The sequence below is a fragment of the Synechococcus sp. MU1617 genome, assembly GCF_020514235.1.
GTDB lineage: Bacteria > Cyanobacteriota > Cyanobacteriia > PCC-6307 > Cyanobiaceae > Parasynechococcus.
This window is the reverse complement of sequence record NZ_VTLB01000001.1, coordinates 330072-343804: the sequence shown is the minus strand read 5'-3', so window position 1 is coordinate 343804 and position 13733 is coordinate 330072. Positions and strand designations below refer to the sequence as shown.

The following is a 13733-nucleotide window of genomic DNA, read 5'->3' as shown; positions in this document are numbered from 1 at the left end:
TTCGCTGCGGCCGTGCTGTTCGGATGCGGATAGGCCGCTTGTCATGCAGCAGCTCAGTGCCTTTCTGCGAACGGGAGCCTTGGTGTTTGGCGGTGGGCATGTGGTGATGCCGTTGCTGGAACACTCCCTTGTCCCCCAGGGTTGGATCGGACTGGATCAGTTTTTGGTGGGCTATGGCGCGGCGCAAGCTGTTCCAGGTCCAATGTTCAGCTTTGCGGCATTCCTTGGTTTCGATCTGCAGGATGGTCTTCATGGCCTCGCTGGCGCTTTGATGGCCTTAACGGCTCTCTTCCTCCCCTCGTTTTTGTTGATCGGAGGCGTTTTGCCTTTTTGGAGTGCCCTCGGTCGTCTGCGCATGATGCGTCGGGCTCTTTTCGGCATCAATGCAGCGGTTGTTGGCATTTTGGTGGCCGCATTGTTTCAACCGATCTGGCAATCGGCGATTCTTGGTCGCCCTGAGTTCTGCCTTGCAATCACTGCATTTCTGCTATTGGTCTGCTGGAAGCAACCAGCATGGAGAGTGGTGCTGTTGTGTGCCGTGGTGGGCGGCTTGGTCTTCACTTGATCGTTGCTTCTACAGAATTAAGGAATCTGTGCCGGAGGAGTTGGTTGTCTGCAAGCGGAATAAAACCTTCTGACCAGCACTGGGGTTAGTGGCCACTGCTGCCAATTAAATGTATTTGGTAGCAGTCGATTTAAGAGGTATGTCCCTGAGTTGACCCTGATTTTTTGTGCAATTGGGCAGGATTGTGTGCAACTGATTGATGCCTGAGATTTGAATCTGACATTGCGGCTAATCGTCCTACTTCTCCAAGCAGAGCATGCCTGAAATGATTTGCTATGTCTCTAAACCTAAGCTTGAAGCATGGCCTTCCTGGCCGCTTGAATACCCGCCTCGATGGCCCCTTCGAAATAACCGGGCCACCGACTCGAGGCTTCCGTCCCGGCCCAATGCACTCGGTCGTGAGATTCCTGCCATTGGTGGCCGTAGGTCGTCCAGGTGCCTGGTGTCACAAAGCTGGTGAAGGCTCCGGTGGACCATGCCTCCTGGTTCCAATTTTGAATGATCAGTTCTTCGGGTGATCCGGCTTCGGGTCCCCAATAGGCCACAAGATCGTCCAGAACAGCTTTGTGTTGATTGGCCGCTGTCATCTGCTGGAATTCGACAGCTGCACTGGCGGTAACGAAGGAGGCGAGGATTCCGGGAGTGCCGCTGGGTAGTGAGCTGTCTGCGGTGATTTCCAGTGTTTTCAGGTTGCCTATGGCGAACCCGTTGAGATTCTGGCGTCGCCAGAAGGCCGATTTATATATCGCGAAGACCTTGATCATTGAACCCATTGGACTGCGCTGGAGGAATGAACGCATCTCAGCGGGAAGGTCCGGCGTGAAGGTGATCTTGTTTCGTAATGGCGGCGGGATCGCGACGATGGCGCTTTTCGCCTGAATCAGTTGGCCACCGCCGAAATGCACTGTCACGCCCCCCTCGTTCTGATCAATCCCATGGACGGGTGAGTTCAGACGAATGAAGGGTTTCAACTCGTTCGTCAGTCGTTCGGCCACTTGGCCGGCGGCTCCTTTGAGCAGCCATGATTCCGGCCCCTCGTCCTGTGGGGCTACCGCTTGCGTCCAAGCCAGGTGAAGGATAGATGCGTCCCATGGATCAAAGCCGCCTGACCCACCAACGACCGAGAGCCATTCCAGTTCGAAATCGCTGAGGGGGGATTCGCTGTTCTTATCGCACCAGGTGCGAATCGTTGTGCGGTCAAGCTCCACAGCATTGGGCGCAGTCCAGGGGCGGGCAGGATCTATGGAGGCTGCAATGGCACGGAACGACTTCATCGCCGCCTTTGCCTTGGTGATCTTGTCCGTTGGCTGTCCAATCTGTTCTCCTTCAAAGAGGAGAACACTGTCGGAAGGATGTTTGGCGAGGTCGGCTTCGACTCTGCTGCCATCCCACAACAGCACTCCTTTTCCGTCGTAGTAGCTGGGGAAAGTCTTGATATTGAGTTCATCGACCAGGGATTCAAAGCGGTGATGGGTGGCCCCTCCCCATTGGCCTCCAAGGTCAATCACGGCACCAGTTTTGGTGGTTTGTCGGATCATGCGTCCACCTGTTCTTGCCCTTGCCTCAAGAATGAGAACGCGTAGGCCTTTTTTGCGGAGTTCACGCGCAGCAATAAGTCCGGATAGGCCTGCGCCCACGACCACCACATCCACATCCTTGTTTACCGATGTGGCTTGGCTGTTGTGCTGAAGGCTGATGGCACTAAGACCTGCCAAGCCTGCACTGGTGATTAATTCACGACGGGAGAGTGCCATCCATCTAACTAGTCCGGATCTCAATATAGGCTTGTCAAAATTTTCTAGTTACACAATCATCTCTAGTAATGACGTAAATAGGGCTCAAATTTATAATTTTTGCCTTAAAACTTTTTCCGAGATATTTGAAATATATACTTAGATGTGAAAAGCGTCGTGCTGCCACTTAAGAATGTTTAATTGCAACTGGGTAGGAGTGTGTGCAACTGCAGCCTGGGGTTAGAAGCGATTGTTTTAGGTGTGACGGTTTTGCCTTGGATGGTGGCGATGCCGGTGCTTGATCGTCGGTGATGCAGGACCTGTACCTGGTGAGGTGACGTCGATCTCTCAAAAAATGCGCTTAAGGCAAGTCTTCTATAGAGCGTTTTGCCTTAACGGCATTGTTTAGGTAGCGGTAATTCCCCCAGAATCTTGGACCGACCGTCTCCGCAGCGCTTCCATTGGCCACCGAGCTGTTTGACGATGACGCCAATGGCTTTTACCGCGTTGGCTGCTTTGTGCTTTGAGCGACTGGCCCGAACTTGGAGAGTGCTGGACCGCTTAAACAGCTCTATTGCCTCTGGTGACTGCAGAACCTGACCACAGGCAACGATCTGGGGGTCGTTCTTGGGTCTAGGCGTCCCGTCACATAGCTGAACTAACCCTGAGCGCTGCAAGAGATCAACGACCTTGGCTGCGTTGGCTCCGACCAGATCAACGAGGCCACCGCCAACTGCCTTGCGTTCAATGGCTGCGACTTCTTCCGCGTTCAATAGACCAATCAGACCCTTAAGAATCAGCTGCTTGACAGGTGACAGCTCCTCAAAGGGTGTCATTCCCAGAATATTGGCTACTTTGGCGACCCGTTTACGTCCCCTCTGACCGTGCTCAAAATCGCCTAATGCTTCTAAGGTCCAACCGTCTTGATGTAAGTACGCCAAGGCATAGTCAGTGAACAACGCAAGTTCTGTGATCGACCGCTCGTAATAGGCGAGTGATGTAGCGATCATCAGCTCCTCGACCGGGCCAAGGGTGTTGATGTCGCGGTCATGTTCGAGCAACGCCTTATGGATGACCTTGGCATTCTCCTCTGGATCTGAAGTGAAGAACGGACAGCTCTGGTCGACCTCGGTGCGAGGCAGGTAGCCATAGCAAGTCCCCAGGGTCCGCTCTCTGCGCGCGCCTTGCGAGACGCAGTTTGGCGGCAGAGTCAGGCCACCAGCAACGAAGCCGACTTGATGGAAGTCACCGATAAAGGAGAAACCCGACTGAGCGACGGGCGTGACAATGACGACGTCCGCGATGCCCATGTCTTTCTCCATCAGGATCTTCCGCTGCTCGGTCTCGTCTTTATTGAGGCTGTCGATTACGACAACATGCAAACGTGAGAAGGTCACCGGATGGTCCAGCTGGGGTGAAGTGATCTCCTCGGCTGTCTCGATTTCGATGAAACGCTTAAGTGCCCAGGCAGATATGCCCCTAGTGGAGTCGTCTTTCTCCTCCCCCTTAGCGCCCGTGACAACCAGTACAGGCTTTGTTCTATCGGCGTCCTGAATCGTCTCCAGTAGCGCTGCTCTCCAGATGTTCTGCTTGTTCGTCCAGCGGAACACCCCGCCGTTTTCTTCCCTTGGGTTGCCGATCACAGGCAGAGACCTATTTACCTCGCGGACGCTGTTTATGAAGTCGATCTCAGGTGCGCCTAGCTGAGCATCCATCCCGTAGACCTGGGCGGCGTTGCGGATTGTCCAGACCAACCGACAGAACGTCTCAACGCGCTCCCCAGGCGACCCCCAGAACTCCCCTGGCCCAGCCTTGCCTAACAACACGGCCTCCATTACCTGGCGGAGCTCGTCGATGATCAACAACCCTGCTGCTGGCATGACACCGTCGCGCCAGAGCAGCTCGTTGCCATGGCGCTTGTGATCTAAACCCCAAGACTGGAGGCAGGCTATGTAGAAGTCCTCTAGAGACCCGCGACCTGTGGAAACGTCGCGGCCACCTGTGATCTGAGCGTTCTGTGCGTTGATTGTTCGACGGGGGCTGATGCAGCCAACAGAGAACTTCGAGCGATCACCATTCCGCTGGCGGCTTTCCCGGTGCATGTCGACTGCCTCCCCGAGGGCTTGCTTTGACTTGCCCTTCCCGGTCCGGCAGTTGGTCAGGATCGATCGTCCCTTGAGAGTTGCCCGTAGCTCCTCCTCACTGTTGATGAGCTCTGTAGCGGGGTCAGCAACGATTGAGGTGGAGGCCCTGGGACGTTCCCAGCCGTACCTGGTAGCGGCCATCGAGATGAGCCGCGCAGTGGCATCTGCTGGATTTACTGGCTCTACAAACGACGAGCACCACTCCAATAGGCCCTTGAGGTCATGCTCACCGACCTTGTCGTAATGGCCTTGGTCGTAGAGGAGCTGGGCGGCTTGTTCGGCTCCTAAAACAGATGTGAGATTGGCGACCAGTGGCAGAACCTTCGGATAAGTGGCCTCACCTGGAATGCGCTTGTCCCAGACCTGAGCAATCGTCGCGAGGATTTGCATGGCCTCGTCGCCCTCGTAACCGAGGACACGGCCAGCGGTGCAAGTGCAAGCGACTGCTCGCCGGGTGGTCGACTCTTTTCGGAAGTCATCGACATCCTTAGGGCCACACTCGATCTGCTCGAGGGAGCATTGCTTGCCGAGTTGCAGCACTGTGGCGACTTCTCCGGTCTTCTTATGAATTGCACCAGGCAGCCGCATGGCTTGAGTGATTCGGCTTACGGCGTCGTCGGCCTTGTAGTGGATGTCGTCTATGCGAGCCACATCTACTAGCCGTTCGTGGAAGCACCGGCACACCAGCTGATAGCGCTCCACGGTGATGACCTCATTTATTGAGAGATAGGCATGAAGCGATTTACCTCCTGTGTCGACGATCGTGAAGCGGACGTCGTAGGTGTGCTCGAAGGCCCGCAGCACTGCAAGTTGCTGATCCTTTGGCAGCATGTCGCACTCAACCTTGAGGCACGGCGAGCCCTGTGACTGCGCCTTGGTGCTGCCGCCAAACATCGGGTAAAAACCGAGTTGGTGACCCTGACGATGGAATCCATCAATTGACCAGTCCAGAATTTGTTCCTGGATCAGATTGATATCGACAGGCCTGCAGTGGGTTGCACCATCAACCTTTTGCCAGTGCCAGTTGCCGCCATCTCCGCCATAGAGCGTGAGACATACCTCCGATGCCTTAATGCCTATCGCTTCAAGAAATTCGGGAATTCGCCTGATTTCTGCCTGGACTTTCTGAGAGTCATATCCGGGCTTACCAAGTCTCTGATGACCACCTTGCCGATCAGAGGAGTTGTGAGGACGTGATTTGCTTACCAACGACTAGAGAGCTGATTCTTCAAATTACTGGGGGTTACTTGAGCTTCTCTTTGCTTTTAGATCGAGATGTAGTTGAAGCCGTTTAGGTCTCTCTGACGCTTATTGGAACCCTCAAGGAAAGAGCAGCTAACGATGACCTCCTTTCCCCAGCTTCCCGGCGAGCCCGCAGATTCCTTCGAGCAGCTCCTTGTGCACCGGGAATTTGGACCTGCTCGTCAGTTCAGGCAGACAGCAGTTGTCGTGGGTTGCTCTGAGTCAACCCTTCGCCGACGAGCGGATCATTGGAACTGGAGTGAGCGCCTAGCTGACTACGACTCAGGGCAGCTGAAGACAGTCTCAGAAGCACGAACTGAAGCAGAGCTCGAGCGATATGAGGAACAGCTCGAGACCTTTAGACAAGAACAGCTCGCAAGAGCACGAACCGTTGCAGAACGAGCGGACGAGCTGCTTGCCTTGGTCGAGCGCAGCTTGAAGCACCATCTCGAGGCCGGCACTGTCCTCCATGGACGAGAGCTACCTTCCGTGATTGCCGCAATCTGCAAAGCAGTAGAGGGTTCAATGAACATCGAGGCAACGGCGCTCGGAATATCTGAGCTTTTGAATGACAACTGAGCTGATGCGAATCCTGAATATCACCTGAGTTGCAGGCGATTATCCGCAAAGGTGAGAAGACACAACTAAGTTCGCTGATGGCTTCACTTTCAGCTCCTTCGATCAACACGGGTAGTTTGTAGTAGATGGTTGATTCACATGTCGAACACTCCGATTACTTGGATGCGTACAAGAGAGTTGACCTCTTGTCTCGGGGTGCATCGCAACACTCTTGGGAACATGCTCAGGGCAGGTCTTCTTCGGGATGGGCTTCACCGCCGCAAGATCAACCCGTTGTCACCGCGCGGCGAATTCCTCTGGAATCAAGAAGCAGTTCTGATGACATTGGGGCGTCTGTGACGGCCTGAGTGCCATTTCAGGGACAAAATGAGACTTGCCACAGTGATTGCTGTCTTTTAAGTGGCTTGGCAAGCCTCTATTCCAGTTCGCCCGCAGCAACTTTTGCGCGAATCTTCCGTAGGAGCGTCTCAACATCTTCCTCAAGGCCCGGCACAGGCGCTGTAGCTCCCTGCCATCGATCGGCTCTCGCGAGATGGAATAAGGCGCATCGAAGTTCAGTAAGTGTTCGTGCAGTGTGAATAGAAGAGCGTTGATCTGTCTGCTTGATCAATGGGTCAACTTCGTAGCCGTTAATGGTGTGTGCGAAGTGGATCCATCGATCACTGCCACTTTCAGGATCAGGAATCTGGATGACTCTCAGATCTTCGTTGGAGATTTCTTTCATAGCCTTTATTGAACTCAGAGATCTACCCGAAGACCTCTCTGATGATCTCGTTCGAGCGGAAGCGGTGATGGTCGGAATACGTCCTCCTGAGCATGTCCTCAGATGTTGAGAGAAGACCTGCAATCTGTAGAAGGTCGAGCTGTTTCACCTCCAGCAGTCGTCGCGCAGCGTTGTGCCGAAGAGTGCGTAGCCCGATGAAATCGCGATCAGCTCTCAATCCGCGCTCTTCTGAGAATTCTCGCCAGATCCAGCCATGAATGGCGTTGAGCTCTTGTTCTGTTCTCCTCTGTTGTTCTTGGTTGGGTTTCTCATTCCATGGACTGGCGGCATCTCGGAGGCGTTGCGGAGGAGTGCTCAGTTTTTCAATCCCAACGGCTTCAAGAAGCTCTTTCCATGAAGGACAGAGTTGTGCCTGCCGATTCCTACCCCTTTTGCTATCACGGCATTCCACATAACCCCCAACGACTACTTCCACCCTTCCTGGAGGAGTCCACAACAGTTGTGAGGCCATCACCATCGCGCCACGAGCACCGGTGAGAGCAACCCAAGACGTCAGCCATGCGGCTGCATGAGCAAGCTCAGAGGTTTCAGCTCGATCCCAGAGTTTCAAGATGACGCGCTGTACCTCTTCAGGATCAATCGGTCGTCCCTGCCCTGCCTGGGGTTCTTGGTAAGCAAACTCTTTGCCTGGGTTGAGTTGCTTGCCATCTGTCGCGATCCCGAAGATCAGGCATGCAGAGGAGATGGCATCGCGACGACTTCTCGCTTCTGCTGGCCAACTTGCGATCCAACGCAGCAGATCCTCTCGGCTCGTAGCCCTGCCGTTGTTTTCGGAGAGCCACTGAACGCAGCTCTTAAGCCACTTCACACGACGAGCAGCGTGCTTCTCAGAGTTCCCGTCTGTTTCGATGCGGCTTAAAGCCTGTCTTTGATAGACACCAAGTGAGCTACCAACAGGACCACCCGCATTCCTTTTGACGTTGCTGTCGAAGTCGGCTAAGGCCTGATCGATGGCACGCGAAATAGCGAGGTCTGTGTCCTCATAGGACGCATTGAGTTTCAGCCACTTCTGATCTCCCCCCCCATCAGGTCGCGTCCTGAACGAGAGGTAGATCAGCTCCTGACCGTTAGGTCTGCTTTTGCGCCTGAGAGATAGGCCATACCGCTCTGAATGAACGGTCCGGAGATACTGGGAGAGCTGCTTCAGCCTTGCGCTGTTTCGGCGTTGCCCAGTGGTGTCTGTCATCTAGGGACAGGGCGGCTTGTCTGCCTATTTTATCCCTAATTTGTCCCTAAAACCACTTGCACAAGGTTATGCCCACTTGCACAACCTGGAACAACGGAACAGTCAATTTGAGTGATGGCAAGTGATCTGAGTGCAACTGAGGGCATCTCGCCAGCCGACCAACGCTGGCCTTGGTGGCCGCTGCTGCCGCTTTATCCCTATGGCCGTCGCCGCACGCTGCTGAGTGAGCTGATCCCTGGTCAGCTCTGGAGCCTGGAGCAGCTGCAGGGTGTCTATTACGTGGCCGTGCCGGTGCGGCTCACCGTGGCCAAGGTTCCTGGTGGCTTGATGTTGGTGAACCCTCTGCCGCCCACCGGTGAGGTTCGCCAAGCCATTTCCGAGCTGGAACAACAGCACGGTCCGGTGCGCTCGATCGTGCTGCCCACCGCCTCTGGTTTGGAGCACAAGCTTCCCCTTGGTCCCCTGGCACGCGCCTTCCTGGATGCGGACATCTGGGTGTGTCCGGGCCAGTGGAGTTTCCCGGTGCAGTTGCCCCTGGCTTGGCTGGGCGTTCCGGCAGGTCGCACCAAGGTGTTGTTCGACGATGGCGTCCCCCACGGCGATGTTTGTGAGTGGTTCTCCCTAGGACCGCTGGACCTTGGCGTGGGCCGCTTCCAGGAAGTCTCCTGTTTGCATCGCCCGTCAGGCGCGCTGCTTGTAACCGACGCCCTAGTGGGCATCAGTGCTGATCCCCCGGCTTTGTTCGATCTCGACCCAACGCCGCTGTTGTTCCATGCCCGCGAACGCGGCGATGAGCCCCTCAGTGATTCAGCGGAAGCCCGCCGCCGCGGCTGGGCCCGGCTGGTGCTATTTGCCTCCTACCTGAGGCCGGAACCGCTGGAGGTGCCTGCGCTGCCGGAGTTGCTGCGGGATGCGTTCAAGCCCGGGCTTCGTTCCCTGAAAGCCCACTTCGGCCTCTACCCCTTCCGCTGGAAGGCTGGTTGGCAGGCTGCAGCCGATGGCTTGATCGGCGAAGAAGCGCCCAAGTTGCAGGTAGCCCCTGTGCTTGAGCGGTTGGTGTTGCCCAGGGCCCAGGAGGCTCTGTTGCGTTGGCTGCAAGCGTTGAGCGGCCTGGCTGAGCTGCGCTGGCTGGTGCCGGCTCACTACAGCGCGCCGGTCACATTTACCCCAGAAACCGTGCAGCAACTGCTCGAGTCATTGCAACAGCGGGAATGGGCGCCCAGTTCAGAGAACTGGGAGTTTCTCGGATCTATCGATCAGCGTTTGCTGGATCTTGGCGTCGTGCCAGATCAGCCCGTGATCAAAGCTTGAGTTCGTCTTCCGGCTCGATTGCCATCTGTTCGTCAGCGAACAGGGTTTCCTCGAGCTCCTTGCGTTGTTCCATCTGGCGCAGGAAATAGCCGGTCATCATTGCCGAGGCAAGCATGTTGGCGAGGTTGTCGCGGTTGGCTGTCACCTTCACCTCAAAGTGCTCGCCGGGAAGCATTCCCAGCAGCCCCTGAACGTTGTGGCGAATGATGTCTTGAATATCGTTGCTTGCTGATTTGGCGACCCGCTGCAGGGTGTCTGGTGACTGCTCCTGCAAGTACTGGATCAGGCTGTTCCCCGCGTGACCCTCACTGCTGTCAGTTGTCAGAAACTCGGGGTTAAACATTCGACTGTGATCTACATCACGAACCCGACCCTAACGCAGCCCATTGGCATCAACCGCCATCGCGGCTGTCGGTGATCCGTAACGGACCGAACCTCTGCAGCGGCCAATACCGCCAGACCGCCGTGCCCAGCACATTGGTCTCTGGCAGTGATCCCCAGAGATGGGAATCAAGGCTGGCATTGCGGTTGTCCCCCATCACCCACAGTTGGTCCGCCGGCACGGTGATCGGAGCCATGTCGTAGTTGATCGGTTCCGCCAACCAGGGTTCTGCTGCCTTTTCGCCGTTGCGGAACAGCTTGCCGTCGTGCACGACCAGCTGATCGCCAGGAAGCCCCACCACCCGCTTGATCAGAGCAGCGGATGCGTCGTAGCCAGCGGCCACGAGCTGCTCGGGAGGGGCGAACACCACCACATCGCCTCGGTGCAGATGGCCGTGGCGGCTGCGGGCCAGGCGGGGCCTCACCTTCTCCACCAGGATGCGGTCCTGCAGCTGCAGGGTGGGCAGCATCGAGCCGGAGGGAATCCAGCGCGGTTCCACGACCAGCCAGCGCAGCAGCAGTGCCAGCAGGGCCCAGAGAATCAGATTGCGCCAGAAGCCCTTGCTGTCTTCTCCTGGAGCGGGTGTCGTGGGTTGGGTCATCGTTGACCGAAGATCACACCAGCCTGGCCTGCAGCACTGTCCATCGCTCGCGCCAATTTGCAGGCCGCCCTCACCTTGCTTGAGGCGTTGTGCCTCCAGGGGCTGAAGCAGCTGGTGCTTTGCCCTGGCAGCCGTTCCGGCCCCCTGGCAACAGCGGCAGGAGTCCTGGCGTCCGAGGCGAAGCTGCAGTTGGTCACGGCCATCGATGAGCGGTCGGCGGCCTTTCTGGCCCTCGGCATGGCCACTGCCCATGGACGTGCCGTGGCGGTGGTCACCACCTCAGGCACCGCGGTGGCCAACCTGCTGCCCGCGGCGGTGGAGGCGGACCGCTCCTGTCAGCCCTTGCTGCTGCTCACGGCGGATCGCCCCGCCCGGCTCAAAAACTGCGGCGCCAATCAGACAGTTAATCAGGAATCCTTTCTGCTCCCGGCCTGTCGTTGGTTCGGCAGTGGCGCGGCAGACGGCGTCCACACGCAGGACAACGACGCCCTTAATGCGCTGGCGGTTCAGGCCTGGCAGCAAGCCCAGGGTGCAGGCACTGGGCCGCCGGGACCGGTGCAGCTCAACCTTCCCTTCGAGGAGCCGCTGCACACCACTCTCGAGCAACAACAACAGCTGGTTTCGGGTGCACGTTCAACAACTGTTTGCACTGAGCTTTCGCCCGAGATTGGGCCTGCGCCTCGCCTCGATCCAGAGCGCCCTGGGATTGTGATTGCTGGCCCCTGGCGTGGACTCACGCCTTCCGTGGAGGCCTTTCAACAGGCTCTGCATCGCTGGCTGAACCTCAGCGGTTGGCCTCTGTTGGCGGATCCCCTCGCCGCCCTTGCCGCCGATTGCCCCAACCGCATCGAGCACTGGGAGCTGCAATTGGATCGGCTGAACCTCCCTGACGATGCTCAGGTGTTGCGGCTTGGACCGATGCCCGCCAGCCGGCGGCTTGAGGCCTGGCTTCAGCACCATCAGGGTCCTCAACTGTTGATCACCGAAGGGGATTCAAGGCCGCTGGATCCGCTGCAAACGGCCCGCCAATGGTCGGGGGGCATGGCCGCCTGGATCGCCCAACAGCCCGTTCTGGATCAGCTGAGCAAGCCATCGGTCGGGTCCAATGAACTCTCGCCGTGGATTGAGGCCCAGCTGCCCTTGAGTGGTGCCGTCAATGAGCCCGCTCTGGCTTACTGGCTTCCCCAACTCCTGCCAGAGCGGTTGCCGGTGATGCTGGCTGCCAGTTCACCGGTGCGCGACTGGTTGACCTGGGGCGGGCCCGCCTGCAGCCGCCACCGTTGCTTCAGCTTCCGTGGGGCCTCTGGCATTGACGGCACTTTGTCTCTCGCCATGGGCCTTGCGGCGAATCTCGGTCCGTTGGCTTTGGTGACCGGTGATCTGGCCCTCCTGCATGACAGCAACGGTTGGCTGCATGCGTCGTCCACCTCGGCACCTCCACCACTGCTGGTGCTGCTGATCGACAACGGCGGCGGCGGCATTTTTCAGCAGTTGCCCATTGCCAAAGCGGGCTTCGAATCACTCTTTGCCATGCCCCAGCAGGTGGATCCCCTGGCCCAGGCGGCGGCCCATGGTGTGCCTGGACGCCAGGTGGCCTGTTTGGACGACCTTCAGGAGTCCTTGGCCTGGGGCTTGTCGCAGGAGAGGCCGGTGTTGTTGCGGATCTGCAGCGACCGTGGTCGTGATGCCGACCTGCGTCAGCAGCTGCGCGCCGCTGCTCAGAATGAATGTACTGAGCTCTGAGCCCGATGAGTGACATGCGTCAGGTGCTCCCCGGTGCGCCAAGCGCGCAATGGACAGCGTGGGGCAGCTACCAGGACATCCTTGTGGACCGTTGCGCGGACGGCCTGGCTCGCGTGGCCATCAACCGCCCCGCCAAGCGCAATGCCTTCCGCCCGCAGACGGTGATGGAGCTGTGTGATGCCTTTACGCGCATCCGGGATGACCGTGAAATCGGTGTGGTGCTGTTCACGGGGGTCGGCCCGGCCCCCGATGGTGGCTATGCCTTCTGTTCCGGTGGTGATCAGAGTGTGCGTGGGGACGGTGGTTACATCGGTGAGGACGGCCTGCCGCGCCTGAACGTGCTGGATCTGCAGCGCATCATCCGCAGCCTGCCCAAGGTGGTGATCGCTCTGGTGGCGGGCTATGCCATGGGTGGCGGTCAGGTGCTGCATCTGCTCTGCGACCTCAGCATCGCCGCCGACAACGCCGTGTTTGGCCAGACCGGACCCAAGGTCGGCAGTTTTGACGGCGGCTTTGGTGCGGGCTACCTGGCGCGGGTGGTTGGCCAGCGCAAGGCACGTGAAATCTGGTTTCTCTGCCGCCGTTATGGCGCGGAGGAGGCTCTGGAGATGGGGCTCGTCAATGCCGTGGTGCCGTTGGAGCAGCTGGAGGCGGAGGGGGTACGTTGGGCCCGGGAGGTGCTGCAGCACAGCCCTACGGCCATCCGTTGCCTCAAGGCCGCATTCAACGCCGAAACCGATGGCCTCGCCGGGCTGCAGGAGTTGGCCGGCAATGCCACCCATCTCTTCTATCGAACTGAAGAAGCCGTTGAAGGCCGCAATGCCTTCCTCGAGAAGCGGTCTCCAGATTTTTCCGAGACAGGCTGGTTACCCTGACGAACATGATGCCTCTTCCTCCGCCGGAACCGCTGGCCCTGCTACAGGCGGCGGCTGCGGATTCCGTGACGGCAAGCCTGGCCTCATTGCCTCAAGATCTGCGCGGCCAGAACAGTCGCCACGTGGTGATGCTGCGCGGCCGTCGCCGTGTGTTTCTGCTCGACAACGGCAAGCTGCGCAACGCCTTTCCGGTGGCCATCGGCATGCCCGGCTGGGAGACCCCCACCGGACACTTTGAAGTGCTGCAGAAGATTCCCGATCCGGTGTGGGTGCACCCGGTGAGTGGCGAGCGGGTGGAGGAACAAGGGCCCGACAATCCCTTGGGCAGCCATTGGATCGCCTTCCATCGCGACTGCCTCGGCCGTGATGCCCATGACGGCGAGGCCTGGATCACGATCAAGGGATGCACCACCACGGGGTTCCACGGCACCCCCCACCGCTGGACGGTGGGACGGGCCGTCTCCCATGGCTGCGTGCGGCTTTACAACGAAGATGTGAGTGCCCTGTATCGCCAGGTGTCGCTTGGAACTCAGGTGACGGTTCTTCCCTGACGGAACAGATTCCTAAATTCCCCTTAAAGTCGCCGCG

General features: G+C 58.1%; 11 protein-coding genes. 5 read left to right on the top strand and 6 right to left on the bottom strand.

Features of this window, described 5'->3' with window-relative positions; genetic code table 11:
* Positions 1 to 43 precede the first annotated feature (43 nt).
* A complete protein-coding gene (locus tag FZZ90_RS01875; RefSeq protein WP_370631007.1) occupies positions 44 to 565 on the top strand; it encodes a chromate transporter in 522 nt (173 codons plus the stop codon).
* A 287-nt stretch (positions 566 to 852) separates the two neighbouring features.
* Here the strand turns inward: FZZ90_RS01875 and FZZ90_RS01870 are convergent, their stop codons facing one another.
* From FZZ90_RS01870 to FZZ90_RS01855, 4 genes are all read right to left on the bottom strand, one after another.
* Positions 853 to 2319, bottom strand: a complete 1467-nt coding sequence (locus tag FZZ90_RS01870) for a flavin monoamine oxidase family protein (protein ID WP_226424079.1) — start codon at positions 2317 to 2319, stop codon at positions 853 to 855.
* A 371-nt stretch (positions 2320 to 2690) separates the two neighbouring features.
* Positions 2691 to 5651 carry a hypothetical protein gene (locus FZZ90_RS01865; RefSeq protein ID WP_186473049.1) on the bottom strand — a complete coding sequence of 987 codons (2961 nt, stop codon included), beginning with the start codon at positions 5649 to 5651 and terminating at the stop codon, positions 2691 to 2693.
* A 1027-nt stretch (positions 5652 to 6678) separates the two neighbouring features.
* Complete coding sequence (locus FZZ90_RS01860) at positions 6679 to 6987, bottom strand: hypothetical protein (protein ID WP_226424078.1); 309 nt, start codon at positions 6985 to 6987, stop codon at positions 6679 to 6681.
* Positions 6988 to 7009: 22 nt separating this feature from the next.
* Positions 7010 to 8233, bottom strand: coding sequence for a hypothetical protein (locus FZZ90_RS01855; protein WP_186473050.1), 1224 nt, complete (start codon positions 8231 to 8233; stop codon positions 7010 to 7012).
* A gap of 114 nt (positions 8234 to 8347) precedes the next feature.
* Between FZZ90_RS01855 and FZZ90_RS01850 the strand changes: the two genes are divergently transcribed.
* On the top strand, positions 8348 to 9544 hold the full coding sequence (locus tag FZZ90_RS01850; RefSeq protein ID WP_226424077.1) for a DUF4336 domain-containing protein: 1197 nt from the start codon (positions 8348 to 8350) through the stop codon (positions 9542 to 9544).
* On the opposite strand, the gene FZZ90_RS01845 is transcribed toward FZZ90_RS01850, so the two are convergent.
* Positions 9534 to 9887, bottom strand: a complete 354-nt coding sequence (locus tag FZZ90_RS01845) for a DUF760 domain-containing protein (RefSeq protein ID WP_186515172.1) — start codon at positions 9885 to 9887, stop codon at positions 9534 to 9536. The two genes, FZZ90_RS01850 and FZZ90_RS01845, sit on opposite strands and share 11 nt — an antisense overlap.
* A 49-nt stretch (positions 9888 to 9936) precedes the next feature.
* Positions 9937 to 10527, bottom strand: coding sequence for a signal peptidase I (gene lepB / locus FZZ90_RS01840; protein ID WP_186515173.1), 591 nt, complete (start codon positions 10525 to 10527; stop codon positions 9937 to 9939).
* A gap of 57 nt (positions 10528 to 10584) precedes the next feature.
* Between lepB and menD the strand changes: the two genes are divergently transcribed.
* Genes menD through FZZ90_RS01825 form a run of 3 tightly spaced genes read left to right on the top strand, consistent with a single transcriptional unit; the run spans position 10585 to position 13696 of the window.
* A complete protein-coding gene (gene menD, locus FZZ90_RS01835; RefSeq protein WP_226424076.1) occupies positions 10585 to 12270 on the top strand; it encodes a 2-succinyl-5-enolpyruvyl-6-hydroxy-3-cyclohexene-1-carboxylic-acid synthase in 1686 nt (561 codons plus the stop codon).
* Positions 12271 to 12275: 5 nt separating this feature from the next.
* Positions 12276 to 13145: a 1,4-dihydroxy-2-naphthoyl-CoA synthase gene (gene menB, locus FZZ90_RS01830; RefSeq protein WP_226424075.1), complete on the top strand. Its 870-nt coding sequence runs from the start codon at positions 12276 to 12278 to the stop codon at positions 13143 to 13145.
* 8 nt (positions 13146 to 13153) lie between these two features.
* A complete protein-coding gene (locus FZZ90_RS01825; protein ID WP_370631006.1) occupies positions 13154 to 13696 on the top strand; it encodes a L,D-transpeptidase in 543 nt (180 codons plus the stop codon).
* Positions 13697 to 13733: the final 37 nt, after the last annotated feature.

Bases quoted from the DNA above. Each gene is read 5' to 3' on its own strand.
- FZZ90_RS01850 (WP_226424077.1), top strand. From the start codon at position 8,348: ATGGCAAGTGATCTGAGTGCAACTGAGGGCATCTCGCCAGCCGACCAA.
- FZZ90_RS01825 (WP_370631006.1), top strand. From the start codon at position 13,154: ATGCCTCTTCCTCCGCCGGAACCGCTGGCCCTGCTACAGGCGGCGGCT.
- FZZ90_RS01870 (WP_226424079.1), bottom strand. From the start codon at position 2,319: ATGGCACTCTCCCGTCGTGAATTAATCACCAGTGCAGGCTTGGCAGGT.
- FZZ90_RS01845 (WP_186515172.1), bottom strand. From the start codon at position 9,887: ATGTTTAACCCCGAGTTTCTGACAACTGACAGCAGTGAGGGTCACGCG.
- FZZ90_RS01855 (WP_186473050.1), bottom strand. From the start codon at position 8,233: ATGACAGACACCACTGGGCAACGCCGAAACAGCGCAAGGCTGAAGCAG.
- lepB (WP_186515173.1), bottom strand. From the start codon at position 10,527: ATGACCCAACCCACGACACCCGCTCCAGGAGAAGACAGCAAGGGCTTC.
- FZZ90_RS01860 (WP_226424078.1), bottom strand. From the start codon at position 6,987: ATGAAAGAAATCTCCAACGAAGATCTGAGAGTCATCCAGATTCCTGAT.
- FZZ90_RS01875 (WP_370631007.1), top strand. From the start codon at position 44: ATGCAGCAGCTCAGTGCCTTTCTGCGAACGGGAGCCTTGGTGTTTGGC.
- menB (WP_226424075.1), top strand. From the start codon at position 12,276: ATGAGTGACATGCGTCAGGTGCTCCCCGGTGCGCCAAGCGCGCAATGG.